Source organism: Paenibacillus vortex V453 (assembly GCF_000193415.1).
Lineage (GTDB): Bacteria > Bacillota > Bacilli > Paenibacillales > Paenibacillaceae > Paenibacillus_AQ > Paenibacillus_AQ glucanolyticus.
Map to the genome: position 1 here is coordinate 19,681 of NZ_ADHJ01000007.1, position 23,981 is coordinate 43,661.

Genomic DNA, 23,981 nt, shown 5'->3' on the forward strand with positions numbered 1-23,981 from the left:
TTGTCAGTAATTGTCGTTCCCTGAAACGATGGAAGCTTAAACTCATTAATGCAAGCGTTTGCGCAAAGAATGGCATCAGAATAGCATCAACCACTTACCTGATTTAAAAACAGAAGGAGGCTATTTGTTAATGAGAATGACTGCAGCAAGCAAGCGAACGTGGTCCATCATTATGATTTTTTCTTTGATTATCTCCATGCTAGGCATTCCGCCATCGGCGGCCAATGCCAATAGCGCACCAAGCCAGGTCACGTTGGTCGGGACTTTGCAGTCCGAGCTTGGTCATAATACGGATTGGGATCCGACAGCAGCCGCAACCACCATGAATGATATGGGGAACGGCGAATACAGGTTTACCGGCCATTTGCCTGCGGGATCTTACGAATACAAGATCGCCATTGACGGGGATTGGACGGAGAGTTATGGATTCGCTAATTACTCCAATACCAGCGGTGCCAACAAGGACGGCAATATTCTAATCGATCTAAGCCAGGACGCCCAAGTCACCTTTTATTACAATCATGGAACCCACCGGATCGCAGATTCTACATACTACGCGCCGATGGAAGCGAATAAGCTTCCAAGAGTCATAGGAAGCTTCCAATCAGGCATCGGCGAAGCGGCCGACTGGTCGCCGGCGGATGCACGACTGATTATGCAGGATTCCGATTATGACAATGTGTATACGGTCACAGCCGATGTGTATGGCGGTGATCACGAATACCAGATTGCCTTAGGGGGTGAAGCGGCTAGCCCGGTGTATCCGGCTAACCGAGAGGCGCTTCAACTGCCCCAGGATGTTAAGGTAACGTTCAGTTACAATGCTGTCAATCATCAGGTTGCTGCCGATTTTACAGTGCCTGTAGATCCGGGAATTCCGGTTCCCGCAAACCACCTGCGTGTCCATTATAATCGGGCTGACGCGAATTACGGCAGCACAGGGCTGTGGGTATTCGACGACGTTGCGGCTCCTTCGGCCAACTGGCCAAACGGGGCAACGCCATTCCCGAATGGGCAGCTGGACAGCTATGGCGCGTTCGTCGACATTCCGCTGAAGGATGCGGCACAGAAGGTGGGCATCGTCGTTGTTGACCGCGTCAGCGGCAATAAAGACGGCGGAGACAAGAAATTCGCGCTGGCTTCACCGGACATGAAGGAAGTATGGCTTAAGGAAGGCTCCGATACGGTGTACAGCTTTGAACCGGTGGATCTTCCAGCAGATACGGTACGTGTTCACTATGCAAGACAGGATCAGAACTACCAACCGTTTGGTCTATGGTTATGGGGAGATGTAGCGGCGCCATCGAATGACTGGCCGACCGGCGCAACGATGTTCCCTGCGGGTCAAACGGACCGCTATGGCGCTTATGTGGATATCCCGATGAAATCGGGAGCCCAGAAGATGAATTTCCTGGTCCTTGATCCATCCAAGGGAGATGCGGGCAAGGAAGCTGGTGACAAAGGCTTCACTTTGGTAGACCGATACCAGCACCTGTTTATTAAAGAGGGAGATAACACGGTGTACACATCGCCATATGGTGAAGTGCCTACCGGATTAGTCTCGGCTGAGGTGCTGGCACCCGGGAAGCTCCAGTTTGGTTTTACGATGACCGAAGGTCTGGAAGCGGAGACCCTGAAGAATGAGCTCCAAATCAAGGACAAAGACGGGGGTAGCGTTAACATCCAGAACGTGGAGATTACCGGTAACACCACGATTGAAGTTATGGCGTTATTCCAGCTGGATCAGATTCCCTTGAAGGTAAGCTACGCGGGTAAAACCATATCGGCCTCCACAGGCTGGAGAATGCTGGATGAAATGTATGCTTACGATGGGAATGATCTTGGGGCAACCTACCAGGCTGGCGGGGCCGAGCTCAAGCTGTGGGCACCGACGGCAACCACGGTTACCGCAAACGTATACGACAAGGATGATGCTGCGCAGTTTATTGGCAACGTCGCTTTGCAAAAAGGCGATAAAGGCGTCTGGTCAGTCCAGGTGAAGCCTGGGGACCTTGGCATTCAGGACTTCAGAGGATACTTCTATCAATACGAGGTGAGCCATAACGGCGTAACGAAAAATGTGCTTGATCCATACGCCAAATCCATGGCGCAATTCAGAGTGAATACGAAGGGCGAAGTTGGGCCTGACGGCGATACCGTCGGCAAAGCGGCCATCGTTGACTTAAGCCAGACGAATCCGGCCGGGTTTGATTTCGCGGATATTCCGGGTTATGAGCAGCGGGAAGACGCCATCATCTGGGAGATCCATGTTCGGGATTTTACTTCGGATCCAACCATCGAGAATGACCTGCATAACGCTACTTGGGGGTCGTACGATGCTTTCAAAGCCAAGCTCGAATATATTAAGTCACTGGGCGTGACTCATGTCCAGCTGCTGCCTGTGACGGCTTGGTATTACGGGGACGAAGCTGCCATGAAGAATAGAGAACTGGACTATTCGGCAAAAGACAACGAGTATAACTGGGGGTATGATCCGCACAGTTACTTCTCGCCTGACGGTGCATACTCCGAGGATCCTGCGGATCCGGAGCTTCGAATCAAAGAGCTGAAGGCGATGATTGACGCCATTCATGAGGCGGATATGGGCGTCGTTCTCGACGTGGTGTACACCCATATGGCTAAGGCTGAATTTTTAAACGATATCGTGCCTAACTATTATGCCTTCCAGGATGCTAACGGCAATTTCATTGGGGGCTTCGGCAACAATCTGGCAACGAACCACAAAATGGCGGAGAAGCTGATGGTAGACTCCGTGAAATACTGGTTCGAGGAGTACAAGATCGACGGCATGCGCTGGGATATGATGGGCGACGCCACGTATGACGCGGTACAGAACGCATACGATGCCGCAGCTGCCATTAATCCGAAGGCGTTGTTTATCGGTGAAGGCTGGGTAACCTTCGGAGGACATCTGTCTGATCCTTCCCTGGCGGGTAAGGGGGCAGACCAGAATTGGATGGACAAAACGAATGACGTCGGCGTATTCTCCGATGAATTCCGCAACGAATTGAAATCCGGCTTCGGTAACGAAGGAGAGCCTAGATTCATTACAGGCGGCGCGCGCGATATCCAAACGATTTTTAACAATATCAAGGCGCAGCCAAGCAATACCAAGCAGGACGATCCGGGCGACATGGTTCAATACATTGAAGCCCATGACAATCTGCCGTTATACGATATTATTGCACAGTCCATCAAGAAGGACCCTTCGGTGGCAGCTCATGATCTGGAGATCCATAAACGGATACGTCTTGGGAACCTGCTTACTCTGACTTCCCAAGGGACGTCTTTCCTCCATGCCGGGCAGGAATACGGCCGTACGAAACAGTGGAAAGCGCCGGGCGTTCCGGAACAGAAGTATCATGAATTGGTTGATGAGACAGGCAAGGGATTCGGATATTTCATTCATGACTCATATGACTCTTCCGATGCCATCAACATGTTTGATTGGGAGAAGGCGACTAATGAAGTCAAATACCCGGAGAATAACAAGACGCGCGAGTACACTACCGGATTGATTGAGTTAAGAAAATCGTCCGATGCTTTCCGTTTGGGCGACAAGTCTGCAGTGGATTCAAATGTGACGCTTTTGCAGATCCCTGAAGTGAAAGCCCAGGATCTGGTTATAGCCTACAAAAACAAAGCGACGGACGGAACAGGCAGCTACTATGTGTTTGTTAATGCCGATAACCAGTCGAGATCGCTGACGCTGAGCGAGGACCTGACTTCCGGCACGGTGCTTGTGGATAATGACGAGGCAGGCACGGTTGGCGTCAAGGCAAAATCGGGCTTTGCATTAACAGCTGGCTCGATCACGCTTGAGCCTCTCACGGCTGTTGTCATTAAGACGGACGCCAAGAGCGGCGGCGGCAACGGCAGCAATCCCGGTTCTGGAAGCGGAAGCGGCAACGGCAATGGAGGAACAAGCGGCAGCCCGTCTACCGATCCGGGAACGAAGCCGGATAAGGGGCAGCGCGTGATCTCCGAAGAGTCACTGCGAGGCGGGCAAGAGAACGTAACGATTCAGCTTGGAGCAGAGGATAACGAGATTCTCCTGCCACTGACAGCAGGAGAAATTCTCGGTTCGAAGCCGCTGGAACTAAAGAGAGACGGTCTGGTTGTCCAGCTTCCGTCAGCACTGCTCAAAGCGCTGCGGCAGCTTGTGCCAGCGGATCAAGCCAAGGATGCGATGATTTCCTTCAAGCTGGAAGAGGTTGCATCTCAGACCGCTGCCTCACTCATAGCTAAAGCCGCTGCTTTCGGGAAGGCTGAGCTGAAGCAGGGCAGCAAGATGTATGATTTTAACCTTTCCGTGAAGACCAAAGACGGCAAGGAATATGTACAGGAGAAGTTCACCGCACCCGTACGGCTTGGTTTCGCAGTTGACAGTGGCATACAGGGCAGCTTGGCTGGAATCTACCAAATCTCAGACCAAGGCCGATTGTCTTATGCAGGCGGCAAGCTCGTGAATGGGCTGCTGACGGCAGAGGTGAGCCATTTCAGCACATATGCCGTACTGGAGTACAACAAATCATTTACCGATCTGGTTGGCCATTGGGCGGAGCAGGCGGTAAAAGCGCTTGCGGCAAAACAGGTGGTGCAAGGCACCAGTGATACAAAATTCAGCCCGAATCAGCAGCTGACACGGGCTCAGTTTGCCGCGATGCTCGCTTCGGCCCTGAACCTTGAAGATGCTCAAGGTACGATCTTCAATGATGTGAGCAGCGATGCCTGGTATGCGTCCGCTGTTGCGGCAGCTCATCAGCATGGGTTGGTGAAAGGCAGAAGCCAAGACACCTTCGCACCGAATGCGGCTGTCACCCGAGAGGAGCTGGCTGTCATGCTCTTCCGTGCCTACCAGTTGAAGGGGAACGCTACCGCCGTGGAAGCTCCGAAGCTGAAGGATCAGTCGCAGATATTGGCATGGGCAGCCCAAGAGGTGAATCAGGCTTTGTCCCTTGGATTGATGAAGGGTCATACGAACGGAACATTCGCACCCAAGGCGATTGCCACCCGTGCTGAAAGCGCACAGGCCATGCTGAATCTATTGAATCAAATGAAGTAATACCATGCGATACGAGAAGGAGAGCCCTGGATGATTCCAGCGGCTCTTTTTTGTTTGCATATGAAAATATTGACACTAAGATAACAATTCCAACATTTTCCGTTTACAATTCGCTCCTATAATAGCAATCAAGCAGGGTTACTGCTTACCATGAACGATAGGAGTTTGGGGGGATGAGCCAGGTACGCTCTCATAAATAGAATAGCAGAGTTCCGGGCAGCAGGGTGAAACAGTCCTAAACCAATAGAATGTTAAAAGAGAAGGGTGACAAGAGCCAATGTCAATGAAGAAAGCATTCGTAGTATCCATGGTAGCCGCAGTGGTTGGTACTTCTGTTGTTAGCGCCGTATCGGCCGCACCGGCTGTAAAGCCTGCTGCAGCTGCAGCCCAGGTGCAAAACTCCTCATTCACCATCAATGGCAGCACGGTTGTGGTTCGTTCCATGGTGAAGAAAGGCGAGACGCTTGTATCGCTGCGCGATGTGATCAAGGCAACCGGCGCGCAAGCAGAAGTACATAGCGGCACTACGACAATAACGCTGAACGGACATACCGTTGTACTGAAAGCCAATTCCACTCAGATGATGGTAGATGGAGTGAAATCCACGCTGGCCCAGCCTGTCACAAATGTTAGCGGCACAAGCTATGTTGCATTACGTCCGCTGGTATCAGGGCTTGGCGGAACCATTGCCCGCAGAGCAGGCGTGCTTGAGATCAGCACGGTACCACTGCTGGAAGGGGCAGAGAACCCTCGTTTTGCCGGAGCGGGCAAACTGATCGTTTCCAAGAGCGATGAGAATGGCAGAACGGATTACCTGGTTGATACAACAAGCGGTAAGTTCGAGCTGCTGCTGACAACAAGCGGCGGGTCCGATCTGGTGGTGGCGCCCAGCGGCAATCAAGTAGCCTACACGGACGCAGAAGGTGCGGTATATGTGCTGGATCTGAATAGCAAAGCTTCCCGTCAGATCACGAACGATAACAGCATTAAACCGGAGCTCGTGTGGTCGGCTGACGGCAGTGCTATCTATTTTCTGCAAGGGGATAAAGGCACCGTGATCGCCAAGCTGAGTCTGGCCGACGGTTCCATCGCGAAATTGGTGGAGGACAAGGTGGACTATAAGGAAAATCTGAGCGTTTCCGCCGACGGCAAGAAATTCATTTACACTGTGACCACACTCGGTACGGTAACCTCCGATACCACGAATATCGATGAAGACAATGTGTCCATTGATTTCTCATCCAATCAGCAGCAAATCTTTTCGTTTAACATCGACGGATCGAAACCGGAAGCTGTGAAGCTGACTACGACCTCGGATGATAAAGTGTTTGTACTGTCCACGGATGGACTGAAAGCATACTACGTTAGCGTCCCGTCCACAGATGATCAAGCCACGCTGTTGTCCGTGGATGCTTCTCAGAAGGCAGCCAACGTGTTTGCCGATTACGATGTGGAGCAAGCGATTCTGTCCGGTGGAGTACTATATGTGCTGGCTGCCCAAGACGACAGCAACAGCGTGATCTATTCCATTGATACGGCGACGGGCAAACAAACCAAGCTGTACACGGTATCTGCTGACGTATCCGCCATCACCGTAGCCGGATCGCAAATCGCCATCATCGAGAACGGCCGGGTTTTGGTGAATGCAGGCGACAGCTGGAGAGCGGTTACGAAGTAATGTTTTCAATCAAGGATAGACCATCTTTTTCCAATTTGAGAGGAGTTTATATAACATGAAAAAATGGATGAAATCCCTGACAGCGGTGATGGTGGCCGTGTCTCTGATCGGCGGCGCTTCGTCTGCTGTAGAAGCCAAAAGCAACCTGAAAGGCAATATTGTCATCAACGGTTCCTCCGCATTGCTGCCGCTTACGCTTCAAGCCGCGAGTGAATTCAAGAAAGAGAATCCGAAAGTGAAAATCTCGGCTTCCGCAGCAGGCTCGATCACGGGTCCTCAATCGGTTCGTAAAGGCATTGCCGACATCGGCGCAGTGGATTGGGACGCATCCAAGAACGTCCCTGGATTTAATAAATTCGATGGCTTGGTAGCAAACCCCGTTGCGGTAACGGTGTTCACAGCCGTTGCGAATCCGAATGTGGGCGTAAACAGCCTGACGACCAAGCAGCTTCAGGACATCTTCTCCGGCAAAGTGACAAACTGGAAGGAAGTTGGCGGCTCGGATGCCAAAATCGTAGTGGTTAACCGTAAGTTCGGTTCCGGCACCCGCGTTAACTTCCAGCAAAAAGCGCTGGATGGCAAAGAGTTTATGAACAAAGGCGATAACTACAAAGAGGTTGGCTCCAGTGGCGATATGAAAACCACGATTGAGACAACGCCGAATGCCATCGGTTATATCGACCTTCCTTACGTCACCAGCAAGATGAAGGCATTGTCGATCAACGGTGTGGCGCCAACAGAGAAAAACGTGCTTAACGGAAGCTACAAAGTGTGGGGCATCGGCTATTACATGACCAAAGGCCAGCCGACTGGCGCAACGAAAGCTTTCATCGAATACATCCAAAGCAGCAAGTTCCAGAACGGTTCCCTCAAAAAGCTGAAATTCATTCCGCTTTCCGCCGTTAAATAAGCGCGCTTTGAACGTTATTCATACGCGTATTCCATAAGGAAAGGGTTAGCCAGCTTCAGCGCACGGACGCCAAGCTGGCTTCTCTATGTGAAAGGAAGAGCCCCACATGATCGATATGAACCCGTCCACGAACAGCAAGGCCCCGGCCGAGCTGGGTCAAAGCTTTGGCAAGACTTCCGGCTCCAAGTTTGACCGGAAGGCGCGTCTTCGCTGGTCCAACCAACTTTTTCGCATGATCTGTATCGGCAGCGCCTTGTTTGTATGCCTGGTCCTGTTATGCATATTGGTCCTTATGCTCCGTACAGGCGTCCTGACCTTCTCGAACGTCTCGCTGACGGAATTTTTCTTCTCCACCAATTGGGACCCGGAGAATGAGCACTATGGAGCGCTTACCTTTATTCTCGGAACGCTGGCGCTAACCAGCCTGACAATGCTGATATCGATTCCGATTTCTGTCATCATCGCTGTATTCCTGGCCGAAATGACGCCGAAGTGGCTTCGCAATCTGCTGCGCCCCGTGCTGGATCTGCTCGTAGGAATTCCTTCGGTGGTGTACGGTTTTTTGGGATTAACCCTGCTCATTCCTTGGCTTCGCAACCTCAGCGGACATGATCTGGCTGACGGTCTGCTTGCGGCTTCCATCGTTCTGACGATCATGGTACTTCCAACGATCAGCCGGATCAGTGACGACGCCATCTCTGCCGTGCCCAATAAATATCGCGACGCGGCTTACGCGCTTGGTGCGAACCGGTTCCAGACCGTGTTCCGGGTCGTGCTGCCAGCGGCCAGAAGCGGCATCATGTATGCCGTAATTCTGGGCATGGCCCGTGCGATCGGCGAAACCATGGCCGTAGTCATGGTCATCGGCAACACGGCCCAGCTGCCAAACAGTCTGTTTACCCCGACAGCCGTGCTGACAAGTAACATCGTCATGCAGATTTCAAGCGTGGAATTCGATTCCACCTGGAATTATGGCTTGTACATGATGGGTTTCATTCTGCTCGCCATCTCGCTGCTGATGATCGTAGCGGTTAGAATACTTCAGAAAAAAGGGGGGCGCTACTCATGAGTGTGAAGAAGCCGGCTCATCCTACTCTGGCCTATTCCTTTGGCAAACGCAGAGGGGCCTCCGTCCTTCTGGATCGACTGTTTACGGGACTCGTATGGGGTACCGGCATCATCGTGATTTTATTTATTGTCGGGTTATTGTTTCTGCTGCTTGAAAAAGGGCTGCCACAGCTGAGCTGGAACTTCCTGTACGGGCTGCCAAGCGAGATTGAAGAGGGCGGCGGCATCGGACCGGCACTGTTTAACTCATTCTATGTGCTCATCATCTCCCTCATTGTCTCCATCCCGATCGGCATAGCAGCCGGTATTTATTTGGCGGAATTTGCCCCGAACAATAAACTGATTGAGGTGGTCCGCATATGCGTGGAGGGACTGTCATCCGTTCCGTCGATCATCTTCGGATTGTTTGGCATTGCGCTGTTCGTGGAATTCTTCGAGATCGGTCTTACGATTCTAGGTGCGGCTATTAGTTTAGCTTTCCTGAATCTGCCCGTACTTACAAGAGTGACCGAAGAATCGATCCGGGCGGTTCCGGTTGAGCTTCGCAATGCGTCCTTTGCGCTCGGCTCCACCCATCTGCAGACGATCCGCCGTGTGCTGCTGCCGGTGGCTATGAACGGTATCATGACGGGCATCTGCCTGACAGCAGGCCGGGCGTTCGGCGAGAGTGCCGTCATTATTTTGACCGCCGGGGTATCCACCTCCGGGGAAATGTGGGATTTCAATCTGTTATCGCCGGGTGGAACCCTTGCCGTACATCTGTGGTATGTCCAATCCGAGGCCATTGTGCCGGATGCCCAGGAGATTGCCCAGAAGACCACGGCGGTGCTGATCATTGTTGCATTGCTCATTAATATCGTATTCCGTGTGCCGCTGTGGCTGAATGAACGTAAAAATAAAGCCTGATGGGGTCAAGCCGATCTGGATAACACGTCAAAAACAACACCGGGAGGACATGTCATGCAGCCTTTCATTGAAATGAACAAACTGAACTTGTATTATGGCGAGTTCCATGCCCTTAAGGATGTTTCGGTTCAGATTCCGGAGCGTGCGATTACCGCCTTTATCGGACCGTCCGGGTGCGGCAAGTCCACGCTGCTGCGGACCCTTAATCGGATGAATGACCGGATTCCGGGTGCACGGGTTGAAGGCAGGGTAGCCATTGGCGGAATCGATATTTATTCCGGGGAGGTGCATGTGGAATCCCTCCGCAAAAAAAATCGGAATGGTATTCCAGCAGCCGAACCCGTTCCCGAAATCGATCTACGATAATGTCGCTTTTGGACCCAAGCAGCACGGAATTCGCGGCAAGAAGAAGCTGGACGAACTCGTTGAACAAAGCCTTCGTTCTGCCGTGCTGTGGGATGAGGTGAAGGACGACTTGAGGCGTCCTGCGCTCAGTTTGTCGGGAGGACAGCAGCAGCGGCTCTGTATTGCCCGGGCGCTCGCGGTGGAGCCCGATATTCTGCTGATGGATGAAGCGACCTCGGCGCTGGACCCCATCTCGACCTTCAAGATCGAGGAGTTGACCCATGAGCTGAAGGATCGCTATACCATCGTCATGGTTACGCACAATATGCAGCAGGCGGCACGCGTATCGCAGCAGACGGTGTTCTTCCTGAACGGCGAGGTTATCGAGCACGACGCTACCCGGCAGCTGTTCGCCAATCCCGTTGACTCGCGTACACAGGATTACATCAGCGGTCGGTTCGGCTGATGCATCAAAAGGGGGTGTCCCAGCAGATCTTGGATCTGGCGGAACACCCCTTTGTTTCTGTTAGGGGATACTGCGTGCGCACGAATCCTCGGCACGCGTGTTGTTGGTACCGCGTGCGGCTATCGTCGGCTCGCCTGATGATGGGAACGCGCGGGCCTATCGTCTACTCGCTTGATGATGTCATCAAGCTCGCAAATTCTCTGCTCACTTGATAATGACAGCGAGCTCGCACTAATCCCCGGTCCGCTAGATGATTTCGCCACATTCGCCTATCCTCAGCTCGCTTGCATGATGACAACGGGTTCAGCTATTCTCAGCTCTTTTGATAGTGCACCGATCCTCGGCTTGCTTGATGATGGCAACGTGCGTGCACCATCCTTGACTCGCCTGATGATGTCACCGCATTCCCCTTTCCTCAGCTCGCTTGGTAAGTAACACACACACATACCCACCATCTGCCCTGTTTGCTTGGCAATGGCCGGATCTAACGGACCGAGGGTACGCTATTATCAATCATCCGCATGATTTCGTGTTTTATCGGACACCACAGCCGTTATTTAGCAAAAAAACCGTGCGTAACCGCAATTAAAGGCAAAATAAGGTCCCTACGGTCCGTTATAATTTGAAAAGTACTATTTTTGCGGTAATAGCGTACTCAGGGTCCGTAAGCCGCATAGCCGGGCATCCGTCAAGAGAAGTTCTAGTTACCATGTTTGGTAGAGTTCAAGCGCCATAGCAACTCCTGCTTTCCACTCTCGGCTTTCAATAGTCACAGACTCGTTGAATACGCATAGATTTGCCCCACGTTGGTGTTCAATAGTTAGTTACAGATTCATTTGGTTAGTCATAACATTTTACCTTTCAATTCTCGGCCTTCAATAGTCGCAGATTCGTTGATAGCTATAGATTTGCTCCACATTGGCGCTCAATAGCCACAGATTCGATGGATTATCTTAGGTTTTTCCCCACCCTCACCGCAGATTCCCCTTCTACCTAAGGGACTAGACAGCCAAGAGACGGCCGAGTCATTTTTATGACCCAGCCGCCTCTGGGCTGACAACGTATTCCGTGACCTTATACGATGCCTGGAGCTGTCTCGAGTCGGATGATTTGTTTCATCAGCTTTTTTAGCATGACGGACGCCTTGACCTGAAGAGGGAGGCTATCCGAGACATGAAGCCGGTAAGCACCCTGAAGAATCGCGTGCTTCAGCTCGGCAACAGTTTCACAGGGCATATCCAGCTCGTTGTAGACACTTCCATACTGCAGGCATTGATGAGTATCGCTGCCCGCCGTCACCGGCTTGCCGAGTTTGGCGGCAAAACGCTGGACCTGATCCTGATTGGCCTCACAGCCGTATTGGTACATGTCCTTGGCATTGAGATCAAAGGCATCCAGACGCTGGAGCTGGCTGTGGTCCAAATGATGGAGTGGCGTGCTCTCCCGGAACGGATGGGCTCCGATTTTGAGCAGTGGCAGGGCTTCGGCCAGATCCATCAGATCATCAAAGGGAATAAAAGCACCCTTCTCCGTATAATCGTTCAACTGGCGGCGGGTTTCCAGAATGAACTCCTTCCGTCCGATGAGCAGAATGTGGCCGGTCTCCCGAATGTCGACTTCCATGCCGGGGAATATTTTTAAACCGCCTGCATCATAATACTCGCCATTGTAAGGAAACATCCGGTCCAGCTGCTGGTACACCTCGTCGAAGTTGCGTGTGTTAAAATGCTCGGTGAGCGCGAGTGCATGCAGCCCGTTATCCATGGCTTCGCGGACCATCTCTTCATAGTAGGTCTGTGAGAAGTCTGATGCCTTGGACAATTTGGCATGGGTGTGCAGATCAATCTTCATATTCAAACACTCCTTATAAAATCTGTATTAGAGTTAGCCGACCCAGAACAGCAGAGCCGTATATCCGGCGGTACCGGATAGGAAGAGCATATCCCGCGACGTTAGTTTCAGATGGGACAGCTTCAGCTTCTTCGCTGCCGGATTCTTCATGCCATAAGAAAAACCGCGGGTTTCCAGCGCTTCCACCGTCGTGCGGGAACGCTTGGCCGTGGCCAGCATTAATGGGAAGAAGGACAGCACCAGCAGCTTCAAATAATAGACGCCGAGCCGCCAGTAGAGAAAGCCGGGTTGATCCGGCGCTTTACCCCGCAGTCGGTAGGAGAGCAGCACATGGCGGAACTCCTCGAACAGTACCGGCAGAATCCGGTAGCCGTAAGACAGACTGAACGAGAAAGCGGCCGGCATGCCGAGCGCCAACAGACCGTCGCTGATTTTTTCAGGATCCATTCCGGAGAAAACCGTGATGCTGGCCAGCGACACGACCGATAGCTTGAGCGTCAGCTTCAGCAGCGGCAAGGCCGAGCTGATGTCCCCGCCAAAAAAGAGAGACAGGATAAACAGCCAGCCGACTTGCCCGATCAAGCCCAGACAGAGGACTAAAATAATAAACGGCGTTACCCGCGACAGGATCGTGGTGACCACCATCATGAGAAACAATCCGGCCAGCACGGTCATACTGGAGATAAACCATGGCGCGATGGCAAAAAACAGATACCAGATCAGCATCCCGCGCGGATCGAGCCGAGATAGCGTGGCATGACCGCTCCCATAGGCGGTATTCATCAGCTCAAGCTGAATGCGTTCGATGGTAATTTTGTTAAACCAGCTGCGGACGAGCTGCATCGTGTCTTCCCTCCTGTTCTGTCATCATCGCGTATACATGCTGTGCCAACCCAGTGGGAGAGCTGTACGGCGGGTTGATGCCGAGCCTTGCGGATAAATCCATCATCTGGGTAGGCGCTAGCCCGGCTCGATGGATTAAGGCAGGATCAGCAAAAATGTCGGCAGCCGAGCCATCCCCAGCGACCATGCCATGATGCAGCACGATCACTCGGGTTGCCCATTGGTGGACCAACTGCATGTCATGCGTGGCGATGATGACCGTACGGACCTGCTGCTCCAGCTCCTTCAGCGTGCCCAGCAGCTCTTCACGGGTGGCTAAATCCAGATTGGCGGTAGGCTCATCCAGCAGAATAAGATGAGGCATCATCGCCGAGCCTATCGCCAGCGATACACGCCGCTGCTGCCCTCCACTGAGAAGCCGGGCATCTCGTTCCCTGAAGGGCTCGAGGCGGAAGTGGGCCAGCATTCGATTGGCCCTGTCTTCCGCTTCCGGGTAGTGGCGGCTCGTCAAGCCGTAGGCAACTTCCTTATACACGCTATCCTCAATGAACATATCCTCCGGATTCTGAAAGACATAAGCCACCTTTGAGGAGATCTGATCCATCGACGATAACGCTGTGCTTTGTCCCATAATTTCCACAGAGCCGCTTGAAGGCTTGGCGATTCCGGCGATCAGCTTCAGAAGGGACGATTTGCCTGCACCATTGTTGCCTACAAGAGCGATCCGTTCGCCTTCGTGCAAGCTCAAATCGATGCCTCGCAGCACTTCATGATCTGCTTTGCGGATCGTGCGGTACCTTAGTGCGGCCTGATTCAACTGCACAACCGTGCTGTGCTTCCGGAACGGCCCTGCCACGTCTTCCCGCCCAGCCGTGCTGTGCTTCCGGAACGGCTCTGCCACGTCTTCCCGCACAACCGTGCTGTGCTTCCGGAACGGCTCTGCCACGTCTTCTCGCACAACCGTGCTGTGCTTCCAGAGCGGCCCTGCCACCTCTTCCTGCACAGCCGTGCTTGGCCTCCGATGCCTCTCTAACTCCTCTTCCTGCATCAGCGGTTCAGGAATTCCTCGCTTCGTGTGTAAGCCGGTAAAGAGGGCATCATCATTCGCTCCCGGAGCGGGTGGTTTGCGATTCATCTGTGAATGATCATCCTGCCGAGTTAGAAGATCCTGGAAGTAGATCTCGGCGGCTTCCGCGGTAATCGGATAAGGCTGCTTGATCGGAGATTCAGCGAGTCCGGCAGCGCGGGAGCCGGATTCGGAGCCGGTCGGCATCGGCTGTGCTCCAAGCGGACGGTCTGCAGCCATGTCGCTACGATTCAGCATGACCGCCAGCTGGACGGCCGCCTTGGTAACCTCTGGGGGCTGGATACCCAGCCGCTCCAGGTCCTCAAGGCTGTTCAGCGCCTCTGCTACGGGCCGCTGCCATCTTACGGTTCCCTGCTCCATCAGGCAGACTTCCTCGCAGTAGTCGGCAATAAACTCTGTATGATGTTCAATTACAATGATGGTCTTCCCGTGTACGCGGTTCAGCTGGCGCAGCACATCATATACTTGCCTGGCATGCTGGGGGTCGAGCTGGGATACCGGCTCATCAACGACAAGAATATCCGGCTCCAGCGAGAGCGCTCCCGCCAAGGCGAGCAGATGCTTCTGACCGCCGCTCAGCTCCCATATGTAGCGGTCTTTCAGATGTGTCAGTCCGCACAGCTCAAGGGCGCGGGAACCCATCTCCTGATATTCGGCCAGACCATAATTCAGCGGAGCGAATACCGCTTCATCCAGCACGGTCGGTCGGACCAGCTGGTTATCAAAATCCTGATATACATAACCCACCATACGGGACAGCTCCGAGACGGTATGCTTCTCGGCGGATAGCCCGCATATTTCAACGGTTCCCGTGAAATCCCCTGAATAATAATGGGGGATCAGGCCGTTGAACAGCTTGCATAGCGTTGATTTGCCGCAGCCATTCCCCCCGATGATCGCCGTGAAGCTGCCCCGGCCAATCGTAAGGGAAGCTCCATTCAGCACCGGCTGCTCGGAGCCGGGATAGACAAACGTTACATCGGTTATGTTTACAGCCGGGCTGACATTAGGATTGGTGACTTGTTTAGGCATAAGGCAGTTTCTCCGCTGCATGTTCTTCTTTCATACTGCGGTTTCTGCGGACCCGCATGAACACCAGCACGGCCAGGGCGATAATCGCAGCTGCTGCGATACTGATCCAGATGGCGCCGACACCGAACCGATCTGCAAAGCCGCTGTCCCATTCCCCGAAGTTCCAGTCCGTCTCGGAGAGGGATTCGGCTCCGAAGGCAACGAGCGCAAGCACGATCCCGAGGATAACCAGTTTCGGCGAGATGATGCCGGCCGCTTCATACTGGGTCAGCTTCTGCCGGGGCTTGATGCCAAGCAGCGGCTCGATTTTTCCATACAATCGGGGAACCAGATATAATGTAGGCAGCAGGGCAAACAGAATGCCGGAGAACAGCACATCATTCAGGAAGCCGACGCCTTCAACCAGAACCACGCTCTGCGCAAGCCCGGGAACGGCTTCAAATTCTTCGACGCCGATCCATACCTTGCCGATATCCACCAATGAGCTGCACAACTGATGGATGATAACGCCGGTCATGGCTGCAACGCCTACTTGCGTCCGGTTAAGAGGATCCTTCACCATGCGTCCGGCAACGTACATGGCGAAGGAGAAGGTAAGGAATTTCTCCAGCTCGCCCAATCCACCGAATTGACCCAGCATCAGTTCACCGAAGATGACCTCGCCAAGCGCCGCTCCTACAGCTGCATAAAAAGGATGAAACAGCATGCAAAGGGTGAGGGGGATAAAAGCGAAATACTCAACGGAAAGCTCGACAGGACCTAATCGGAATGACGGGATGAGCTCCGTGAACATGTTGGATAGTCCGTACAGGGACATGGACAGAACAAAGATCATCATTTTCTGGGAAGATGTGAGGGTGTACACCCGTGAATTGCTTGCCATTAAGAAAAGCCTCCTTGGAAATGGGATTTGCTATTAGTATAGGAGGCGATTATTAAAATGAACGGAGTAGTATGTCAACGCAGTGTAATATTTTTTACATAAATATAATCATGAAATAAAACTTACATAACAATCACGGCGTATGATGGACTGGTAAGAAGACGCCCAAGATTCCCACTGTAGAAGGAGTGCAGCGCAATTGAAGAACCTATTTTCCGATAAATCCGGATTCTCGCCGAGTCAGCTCAAAATCGCCGATTTCATCGAACGCTATCCCGAGGAGATGCTGTTCATGACGGAGCAGGAAATCGCGGACCGGCTGGGTACCAGCATTGCAACCGTATCCCGGTTCTGGCGTGCTGTCGGGTACGAGAATGCCAAGGCGTTTAAGCTGAAGCTTCGGGAGACCTCGGACAAGACACCGGCTGTGAAGCTGGAAAAAACGATATCCGAGATGGATGCATCCAGCTTGCCGGTAAAGATGCTGGAGCAGGCCGTGCACCATCTTCAAGAGACATCGAAGAAGACGGATCCGGATGATCTGGAGCAGGCGGCCAGGCTGATGGCTTCGGCCAGACGTGTGTATGTGTATGCGCCGGGACCGTCCTTATCGCTCGGGGAGCTGTTATCGTATCGCCTGTCCCGGTTCGGCATGTCCATTCGGCTTATGGCCGGAAGCGGCCATGAGCTGCTGGAATCGCTCGCGCATTTGGAACAGGACGATGTCGTGCTCATCTTCAGCTTCACCCGAATGCTGCCGGAAACGGAGGTCATCCTGGACTGTGTGAGTCGTGTTCGAAATGCAGCCATCATGATCACCGACCGGGAGGATTTCCGGTATGGAACACCGGCTCAGCTCTCGTTTTTTGTCAGTCGGGGGGATATGGGAGAATTTCATTCCATGGTGACGCCGCTGCTGCTCGTGGAGCAGCTGATCTTGAGCATTGGCATGCTGAACAAGGAGCAGGTGCTCAAGAAGCTGGATGATTTGGGGAAACTGCGGACAAGGTATGCGGATAAACTCCCGCGTGGGAAGGCGTAAGGCTGCTGCCCGCTGATCGGAGCTTAAGCTATTTATAAGAAACAAAAGTCTTTCAGGGATGGGATGGCCTGGAAGACTTTTTTTGTGTCTTTTGACGCAGAACCATTGGATTATTTATGTAATTTTGATATAGTTACGCTACCTCTATGATCTGACTTACCTCATCTTTGAATCCCCTGTTAGTACGGCAGTTTCTTTTAGGATCACTCACGAATTTCCAGGCAAGGACGATAATATGGGTATTATCAGGGTCAGGCGCAAATCCGATAAGTATGCCATGAATCATGAATTGTAAATCGCCAGGCCCATCCCGTGAGGAAAATGCATCTAACTTCGAATGAAGACGTAGTATGTGTTATATCCTTCAGTTGTCTATGGATTTATGGATATTTGAGAGGCTGTTATAGGGAAGAACCAGTTATCGCTCTTTAGGAGTAGGGGAGGTGTTAATTTCTTGAATGGCTCGAAATCTGTGAAGCTGCTCCTGCTTATGGCGGTTATCGCCATGGTGAATGTTGTGCTTGTTTCGCCCGGCTTGCTGGGATTCCACATCGGCGGCGACAGCGCCTTCGAGACGGCATCGGTTGTTACGGTATGGGTTGTCAGCGCTCTTCTATTGTTCTATGGCAGTTATGCCTTGTTATTCAAGTCTCCGGCTGTGAAGCCGATCAAAACGATTCAAACCCGCGAGGATTACATAAACTCCCTTCACCATTACCGCCATGTGAAAGTGCTGAAGAACGACATTGACCTTGCCCTGGACCAATTGGAACGAATCGAGAAAAAGAGAAGCGCGCTGCTAAGCGTTCTGGGTGAACGCTTTGAACCGACGGAGCTCAGCTACAAGAAATTCATGGCGGTCATTGACGAGGTGGAGAAACTCTTCTATCTCAATATCAGAGGGATCCTTAACAAGCTTGGTGCCTTCACCGCTTCCGATTTCACGAATATGTCCAATCCGCAGAAATCAGCCCGGCTATCCAGCAAGGTCGCACAGAAGAAAACGGAACTGTACCAGGAGTATCTGGCATACGTTGCCGGTTATCTGGATGCCAACGAGGAAATTATGCTGAAGCTGGATAAGCTGCTGCTGGAAATCTCATTACTGGGCAGTTCCGATTACCGGGATGTTGAAGATATGCCGTGCATGAAGGAAATCGATGCGTTGATCAAGCAAACCAAATTATACAAGCAATAAGAGAGGGAGATGAGTATGCGAAGCAAAGGGAGTGCCTTTGTTGTCCTAGTGGCCATTGCGGTCGTTGTGTTTGTTCTGGTGTATGCGGGGATTACGTTAACCTCCAATCTGGGAAAAAGCCAAGCCGAGGTTAACTCGGAAGATGCAGCTAAGAAAATAAACAAAATCTACAAGGACATTGTGGTCACGGCGGCGGACCCGATCAAAGGTCAGGTTGACCTGGATCCGGTCGCCGTAGCGGATTCTTTGCCCGACATATCCAAATTCCCGATCTCGGTTGAGAATACAACGGAGCTCTTCGTCGAAATCTTCTCATCTCCGGAGAAGGCAGGACCGGGCATTGACGGATGGTTGAATGAAGTAGCAACGGAGTTCAACCTGTCGAAGCCGGTGGTGAATGGAAAGCCGGTATCTGTGAAGATCCGCAACATCGCTTCAGGAACCGCAACCGATTACATAACATCAGGCAAGTACGTACCGGATGCGTTTACGCCCTCGAATGAGCTGTGGGGGGCAATGGTTAAGGAATATGGCGTCAAGGCGGAGATTGTATCCAAGCGTCTGACCGGAAATGTGACCGGTGTTGTGACCAGAAAGGCCAAATACGATGAGCTGGTGGAGAAGTACGGCTCTCTGAACGTCAAGACGCTGACGGATGCGATATCCAATAATGAGCTAGCGATGGGTTACACGGATCCTTTTGCCAGCTCCACGGGTCTCAACTTCCTGATTACGGCACTTGAAACGTTTGACAGTTCAGACCTGCTCAGCGAAAAAGCAGTGCAGGGCTTCGAGAAATTCCAGGCGAACGTCCCTTTCACGGCCTCAACCACGATCCAGATGCGTGATGCGGCGAAGTCGGGCATGCTGGACGCTTTTGTTCTGGAGTACCAGACTTATGTCAATGCGGCGGATATGAAGAGCGGTTACGTGTTTACTCCGTTTGGCGTAAGGCACGACAGTCCCTTGTATGCACTGGGGAACTTGCCGAAGGAGAAGTTAGAAATCATTAAGAAATTTGCAGCGTTTGTTGAACAGGATCCATATCAACAGTTAGCCGATAAAAAAGGGTTCAATGGCCTTAATGATTACCAATCCGAGCTGGATGTCGTGGACAGCAGTCTGCTGCCGTCCGCACAGAAGCTGTGGAAGGAGAAGAAGGATGGCAACAAGCCAGTTGCGGCCGTATTTGTAGCGGACGTATCAGGCAGCATGGACGGCGAGCCTCTGCACCGTCTTAAGGAATCCTTGCTGACGGGGCAGAAATATTTGGGCAGAGATAACAGCATCGGCTTCGTATCGTATTCCACGGATGTCGCGATCAATCTTCCGATCGGCAAATACGACCTGAACCAGCAGTCGATGTTTGTCGGAGCGATTAACAGCCTTGAGGCCAGCGGGAATACCGCAACATTTGACGGCATTGTGGTGGCGATGAAGATGCTTCATGACGAGATGGCGGTGAATCCGGACGTGAAGCCTTTGATTTTTGTGCTGAGTGACGGGGAGACCAACGTAGGGCATTCCCTTGATGATATCCGGGAGCTGATTAAAGCCTTCAAAATCCCGGTATACACAATTGGATATAACGCCAACATCCAGGCGCTTCAAAGCATCTCCAGCATTAACGAAGCGGCCAGCATCAATGCCGATACGGATGATGTCGTGTATAAAATCGGTCAGCTGCTGAACGTGCAGATGTAGTTTCATCCCAAGTGATACTCGCTCATTTTAAGAGATAAGCAAGCATAAACTCTAGAGGCATACCCCTTATCTCGGAAGGAAAGGGCATCTTATATTATTCTGATATCGAAGTTTTTACAGAAACTTGTAGGAGGGGTTATATTGTCATTTACGATGGAAGTCATTCGTCCCGAAGAGATTAAGCATGCGATTGAAGAGCAGGTGAAGCCCGAGCCAGAGGAAGTCACGCAGCTCAAGGAGCTGGCAGCGAGCAACGTGCAGGCCATCATGGAGCTGGATATCGAATCACTCGAGAAGAGAAGACAGGTACTGCAATCCATTGACACCTTCGGTATGGGCACGATGAGATCCTCTTCGGAGAAGAATGGACTGCTGCAAGTATCGGTAGGAAGATTATCCAAAACCGGGGACGAAGGCGGCCAGGTTGCCAGAGGGCTCACGGAGCTGCAGCTGCAGCTGAAGGATCTGGACCCGAGCGTCATCGATTTTGCGAAGAGCGGGATTCTGGGCATGGTGTTTAACCCGCTCCGGCGATATTTTGCCAAGTTTCAAAAAGCGGATGCCGTGATTTCGGATATCATCATTTCCCTGGATAAAGGAAAGACGGTATTAAAGAACGACAATACCACGCTCGAGATCGAGCAGCAGGCCCTCCGCGAGCTCACCAAAAGGCTGCAAAAGGAAATTCAGCTGGGTATGCTGATGGACACCGAAATCGAATCCCAGATTGAGGCGGCCAAAATACGCCAGGAGTCGGAGGACAAAATCCGGTTCATTACCGAGGAGGTACTGTTCCCGCTGCGCCAGCGGGTGATGGACCTGCAGCAGATGCTGGTCGTGAACCAGCAGGGGATCATGGCTATTGAAGTCGTCATCCGGAACAACAAGGAGTTGATCCGCGGCGTGGATCGGGCAAGGAACGTAACGGTATCGGCGCTCAAAATCTCGGTGACGGTAGCCAGCGCCCTCTATAATCAGAAGATTGTCCTGAAGAAAATCGAGCTGTTGAACGAAACCACGAATAACCTGATCAGCGCAACCTCCAAAATGCTGAAGGATCAGGGTGCTGCCATTCACAAGCAATCGCTCGAAACGAGTATTTCCGTGGATACGTTGAAGCAAGCGTTCACGGATGTGCTGTCGGCTCTGGATTCCATCAGCACCTACAAGCAGGAGGCTCTTCCGCGGATGCGGGAGACGATCCAGCAGTTCAGCGAACTGGCCGTAACGGGCGAAGAGCAGATTCAGCGCTTGGAGCGGGGACATAAGCTGGGTTTGTAGATGTGGACATAACGAAATAAGAGTGAGCAGATAGGGTGCTGCGCACTCTTTTTTATGGGGACTTCATCCTTATGTTCTCAAATAATTGAGCAGGATGTGCTTAAGAATAGCCAGCTGTTTCTCGGGCGCGAGGTCAGGCTCGACCACCAGAATGTTCTTCTGGAGGGACAGCTTTCTGGCAAAAATACCAAACGTATTGATGATGGTAGAGAGCGTCTCGGAGATCGGAAGGTCGGCTTGAATCGACCCGTCCTGGATGCCTTGCTCGACAATGGTCGAGAATACCTTGGAGATGTTCCGGTAGACGGCGTTAAACAGCTCGATATCTTCGAGAGGCTCCGTGAATTGAGCGGCATAACTCTCGAAATTCTCGAGCAGCTTGACGTTGGAACTGGCTTTTTGCTCCAGCAGGGAAATGAAGTTGTCGAAGAACAGCTCCAGCTTCTCGATGCAGGAAATCGGCAGGTCAGCGATGGAGTGAAAGGTCTCAAGGACGGCCTCCAGCTTCTTCGTCGCAACCGCAACAACAAGCTTCTCTTTGCGGGGAAAAAAGCGAAAAACGGTCGCTACGCCTATTTTGGCCTCGGTGGCCACATCCTGCATGGTGGCTTTTTCAATGCCTTTATGTGCAAACACATGCTCGGCTGCTTCTATGATGAGTTGGGTTCGGGTATGGCGAGTTTCAGGATTCATAATAGGGGTCCTCTTTCATGCATGACGATTTTATCTATCTCCCGTATTATATCCCTCCAACATTTTGACCACAACAATTGGAATTGAAAAAGGGATTGGGAGGGTTACCCTTGGAGCAGAGGAGGAGTGTGATCCGTAGATCTGACAGGGTCGCTTTTTGGTTAGGCTGATGGAATGGAATGTTCTTTAGTTTGTTAGGGGGTGCTGTGGATTGGAACACCGGATGAAGTGGAGCATAGAAGCTGCAGACAAATTCGGACTGCTGGAAAAGAATCTGGAGCAAACGCATGACTCCGAGCATAGCTTGATTTCCTCCTATCGGCATGGAGAGCGCAAGGTTTTCCTGCGTATAACCGATGAGTCCCACAAGCCGTATGCAAAGATTGCAGGCGAAGTACAGTGGGTCGAGTTTCTGGCAAGCAAGGGTGTCTGTGTTTCGAGACCGCTGTACTCGGTAGATGGGAAGATGGCGGAGCGCATCCCGGCGGAAGGCCGTGAATATACGGCCGTATGTTACGAGGAGGCCAAGGGGCGTCCGGTGGGAGAGAATGATGCCAATGAGCATCTATACAGGGGAATGGGCCAATTCATGGGCCATATGCACCGCATCACCCAAGCGTACGTTCACCAGGATCCTGTCACGAAACGGCCGGACTGGTCATTTGAAGCCCAAAAGGTGTTGCATATCGATTTACCACCATCCGAACAGGAGATCATCTCTCGGCACCAGGCATTGTTCCATTATATCTCAGCCCTTCCGGTGTCAGCGGAGACTTATGGATTGATTCATGCTGATTTTCATTACGGTAATTTTTTTGTTCATGGGAGTTCGCTGTGTTTGATTGATTTTGATGCGAGTCGGTATTCATGGTTTATTGATGATATTGCGGTGGCTGCTTTTTTCTCAAGTTTAACCGAAGGGGCCGACCCGGACCCGGGCAAATTCCTTATGCCGTTCCTGGATGGATATCGTAGAGAGCATCAGCTGGAGGAGAAGTGGCTTCGGGAAATCCCATACTTCATGAAGCTCCGGGAAATGGGCCGTTATATCAAACTGTTCCAAGCCTGCGGGGGAAAGTTCGACAACCTCCATCCGTGGGGGCAGTGGTACATGAAGGGGCGTAAGGAAACCATTCTGCGAAGTTTCCCAACATTTGAATAAGCATTGGCTTTGGTTTGAAGGGCGGCGTGTCCCGGAGAGAGCTGCTGGCAGCGTCATTAGTGCTGTCCGTGTCCATATCAATCCCAAAATAATGGCTTACGACGGCACTGCCTTTCTTGCGATGTTATGAACAACAGCCTTAGTCCCGAGATGATCACGGAGCTAAGGCTGTCGTTCTGTGGCGATATTTTAAGTAGGAGCACGGTTGCAATTTAGAATGGTATGATCTTCATATCCATTAGGATTGCGGCTGCAGATTCCGCTCAAACGCAACGATCCAATCGCCCTGGATGGAAGCATAGCCGGTATCTCCCTCCACAACAAGACCGTATAGATTTTTGACGTCGAGGTACTCTCTCCGTTCTCCATTATCAAATTCGAGGGTGATGTAATAATACGTGCGGGACGAGTGGTTCGCGTGCATCATTCCGTTGTCGTCGTTGTGGTGATTGGTATGATGGCGGACGTCCATCCGTTTGGAGACCACCCGGGCAAATTCGGAAGTGCGTGGCGATTTGGCATTCTTGACATAGGGGGCGCCATTGGAGATGAAGCCGATAATCACAATAACGAACACAATCCCGATCAGAATGGGAACCAGCGTAAACATAAAATCAAACCCTCCGCCAAAAGACATTCCTTGGGGCATCATCGACGGTACCTCCTTCTGTCCGTAATTTTCATTGTTTATATGTACGGTACCCATGGTTGAAATGTTTCAAATTTTGAAATATGTCTGCCGACGA

Annotated in this window: 17 protein-coding genes and 1 pseudogene; 12 read left to right on the top strand and 6 right to left on the bottom strand. The window is 52.0% G+C overall.

All coding sequences use genetic code 11. The features are described from left to right. Window positions 1–130 precede the first annotated feature (130 nt). The 7 genes and pseudogenes from PVOR_RS03580 to PVOR_RS30515 all read left to right on the top strand — a co-directional run bounded on the left by PVOR_RS03580 (window position 131) and on the right by PVOR_RS30515 (window position 10,894). Entirely contained in the window at window positions 131–5,086 is a 4,956-nt protein-coding gene (locus PVOR_RS03580) for a pullulanase (RefSeq protein ID WP_006207714.1), read from the top strand. Window positions 5,087–5,369: 283 nt separating this feature from the next. Next, complete coding sequence (locus tag PVOR_RS03585) at window positions 5,370–6,764, top strand: stalk domain-containing protein (protein ID WP_231887978.1); 1,395 nt, start codon at window positions 5,370–5,372, stop codon at window positions 6,762–6,764. A 55-nt stretch (window positions 6,765–6,819) separates the two neighbouring features. Continuing rightward, complete coding sequence (locus tag PVOR_RS03590; protein WP_006207716.1) at window positions 6,820–7,674, top strand: phosphate ABC transporter substrate-binding protein; 855 nt, start codon at window positions 6,820–6,822, stop codon at window positions 7,672–7,674. 106 nt (window positions 7,675–7,780) lie between these two features. Beyond that, a complete protein-coding gene (gene pstC, locus PVOR_RS03595; protein ID WP_006207717.1) occupies window positions 7,781–8,743 on the top strand; it encodes a phosphate ABC transporter permease subunit PstC in 963 nt (320 codons plus the stop codon). Further along, complete coding sequence (gene pstA / locus PVOR_RS03600) at window positions 8,740–9,648, top strand: phosphate ABC transporter permease PstA (RefSeq protein WP_006207718.1); 909 nt, start codon at window positions 8,740–8,742, stop codon at window positions 9,646–9,648. The genes pstC and pstA overlap by 4 nt, the downstream gene beginning before the upstream one ends. Before the next feature lie 54 nt (window positions 9,649–9,702). Then, a pseudogene (gene pstB / locus PVOR_RS03605) lies at window positions 9,703–10,459 on the top strand (phosphate ABC transporter ATP-binding protein PstB). A 174-nt stretch (window positions 10,460–10,633) separates the two neighbouring features. Continuing rightward, on the top strand, window positions 10,634–10,894 hold the full coding sequence (locus tag PVOR_RS30515) for a hypothetical protein (protein WP_160163973.1): 261 nt from the start codon (window positions 10,634–10,636) through the stop codon (window positions 10,892–10,894). A 639-nt stretch (window positions 10,895–11,533) separates the two neighbouring features. Here PVOR_RS30515 and PVOR_RS03610 read toward each other — a convergent pair. The 4 genes from PVOR_RS03610 to PVOR_RS03625 are packed head-to-tail and all read right to left on the bottom strand — an operon-like array spanning window position 11,534 to window position 16,155. After that, window positions 11,534–12,310: a PHP domain-containing protein gene (locus tag PVOR_RS03610; RefSeq protein ID WP_006207719.1), complete on the bottom strand. Its 777-nt coding sequence runs from the start codon at window positions 12,308–12,310 to the stop codon at window positions 11,534–11,536. A gap of 33 nt (window positions 12,311–12,343) precedes the next feature. Continuing rightward, entirely contained in the window at window positions 12,344–13,153 is an 810-nt protein-coding gene (locus PVOR_RS03615; RefSeq protein ID WP_006207720.1) for an energy-coupling factor transporter transmembrane component T family protein, read from the bottom strand. Then, window positions 13,128–15,272 carry an ABC transporter ATP-binding protein gene (locus PVOR_RS31305; RefSeq protein ID WP_006207721.1) on the bottom strand — a complete coding sequence of 715 codons (2,145 nt, stop codon included), beginning with the start codon at window positions 15,270–15,272 and terminating at the stop codon, window positions 13,128–13,130. The genes PVOR_RS03615 and PVOR_RS31305 overlap by 26 nt, the downstream gene beginning before the upstream one ends. Next, window positions 15,265–16,155, bottom strand: coding sequence for a hypothetical protein (locus PVOR_RS03625; RefSeq protein WP_006207722.1), 891 nt, complete (start codon window positions 16,153–16,155; stop codon window positions 15,265–15,267). Before PVOR_RS03625 ends, PVOR_RS31305 begins: the two co-directional genes overlap by 8 nt. A 199-nt stretch (window positions 16,156–16,354) precedes the next feature. Here PVOR_RS03625 and PVOR_RS03630 point away from each other — a divergent pair, with 199 nt between their 5' ends. The 4 genes from PVOR_RS03630 to PVOR_RS03645 all read left to right on the top strand — a co-directional run bounded on the left by PVOR_RS03630 (window position 16,355) and on the right by PVOR_RS03645 (window position 21,380). Further along, the gene (locus PVOR_RS03630) at window positions 16,355–17,197 is read left to right on the top strand and encodes a MurR/RpiR family transcriptional regulator (RefSeq protein WP_006207723.1); all 843 of its coding nucleotides are present in this window, start codon (window positions 16,355–16,357) and stop codon (window positions 17,195–17,197) included. 454 nt (window positions 17,198–17,651) lie between these two features. Next, window positions 17,652–18,395: a hypothetical protein gene (locus PVOR_RS03635; protein WP_006207724.1), complete on the top strand. Its 744-nt coding sequence runs from the start codon at window positions 17,652–17,654 to the stop codon at window positions 18,393–18,395. Between the two features lie 15 nt (window positions 18,396–18,410). Next, window positions 18,411–20,099, top strand: a complete 1,689-nt coding sequence (locus PVOR_RS03640) for a vWA domain-containing protein (protein ID WP_006207725.1) — start codon at window positions 18,411–18,413, stop codon at window positions 20,097–20,099. Window positions 20,100–20,240: 141 nt separating this feature from the next. Beyond that, a complete protein-coding gene (locus PVOR_RS03645) occupies window positions 20,241–21,380 on the top strand; it encodes a toxic anion resistance protein (RefSeq protein WP_006207726.1) in 1,140 nt (379 codons plus the stop codon). 69 nt (window positions 21,381–21,449) lie between these two features. Here PVOR_RS03645 and PVOR_RS03650 read toward each other — a convergent pair whose 3' ends face one another. Next, on the bottom strand, window positions 21,450–22,073 hold the full coding sequence (locus tag PVOR_RS03650; protein WP_006207727.1) for a TetR/AcrR family transcriptional regulator: 624 nt from the start codon (window positions 22,071–22,073) through the stop codon (window positions 21,450–21,452). 211 nt (window positions 22,074–22,284) lie between these two features. On the opposite strand from PVOR_RS03650, the gene PVOR_RS03655 reads away from it, so the two are divergent. Continuing rightward, window positions 22,285–23,235, top strand: coding sequence for a phosphotransferase enzyme family protein (locus PVOR_RS03655; RefSeq protein WP_006207728.1), 951 nt, complete (start codon window positions 22,285–22,287; stop codon window positions 23,233–23,235). A gap of 238 nt (window positions 23,236–23,473) precedes the next feature. Here PVOR_RS03655 and PVOR_RS03660 read toward each other — a convergent pair whose 3' ends face one another. Further along, the gene (locus tag PVOR_RS03660; protein WP_006207729.1) at window positions 23,474–23,887 is read right to left on the bottom strand and encodes a DUF2500 domain-containing protein; all 414 of its coding nucleotides are present in this window, start codon (window positions 23,885–23,887) and stop codon (window positions 23,474–23,476) included. Between the last annotated feature and the right edge of the window lie 94 nt (window positions 23,888–23,981).

Excerpts from the sequence above, each read along its gene's own strand:
- PVOR_RS03590 (WP_006207716.1), top strand. The coding sequence starts at position 6,820 with ATGAAAAAATGGATGAAATCCCTGACAGCGGTGATGGTGGCCGTGTCT.
- PVOR_RS03610 (WP_006207719.1), bottom strand. The coding sequence starts at position 12,310 with ATGAAGATTGATCTGCACACCCATGCCAAATTGTCCAAGGCATCAGAC.
- PVOR_RS03650 (WP_006207727.1), bottom strand. The coding sequence starts at position 22,073 with ATGAATCCTGAAACTCGCCATACCCGAACCCAACTCATCATAGAAGCA.
- PVOR_RS03625 (WP_006207722.1), bottom strand. The coding sequence starts at position 16,155 with ATGGCAAGCAATTCACGGGTGTACACCCTCACATCTTCCCAGAAAATG.
- pstC (WP_006207717.1), top strand. The coding sequence starts at position 7,781 with ATGATCGATATGAACCCGTCCACGAACAGCAAGGCCCCGGCCGAGCTG.
- PVOR_RS30515 (WP_160163973.1), top strand. The coding sequence starts at position 10,634 with ATGATGTCATCAAGCTCGCAAATTCTCTGCTCACTTGATAATGACAGC.
- PVOR_RS03615 (WP_006207720.1), bottom strand. The coding sequence starts at position 13,153 with ATGCAGCTCGTCCGCAGCTGGTTTAACAAAATTACCATCGAACGCATT.
- PVOR_RS03660 (WP_006207729.1), bottom strand. The coding sequence starts at position 23,887 with ATGATGCCCCAAGGAATGTCTTTTGGCGGAGGGTTTGATTTTATGTTT.
- PVOR_RS31305 (WP_006207721.1), bottom strand. The coding sequence starts at position 15,272 with ATGCCTAAACAAGTCACCAATCCTAATGTCAGCCCGGCTGTAAACATA.
- PVOR_RS03640 (WP_006207725.1), top strand. The coding sequence starts at position 18,411 with ATGCGAAGCAAAGGGAGTGCCTTTGTTGTCCTAGTGGCCATTGCGGTC.
- PVOR_RS03580 (WP_006207714.1), top strand. The coding sequence starts at position 131 with ATGAGAATGACTGCAGCAAGCAAGCGAACGTGGTCCATCATTATGATT.
- PVOR_RS03585 (WP_231887978.1), top strand. The coding sequence starts at position 5,370 with ATGAAGAAAGCATTCGTAGTATCCATGGTAGCCGCAGTGGTTGGTACT.
- pstA (WP_006207718.1), top strand. The coding sequence starts at position 8,740 with ATGAGTGTGAAGAAGCCGGCTCATCCTACTCTGGCCTATTCCTTTGGC.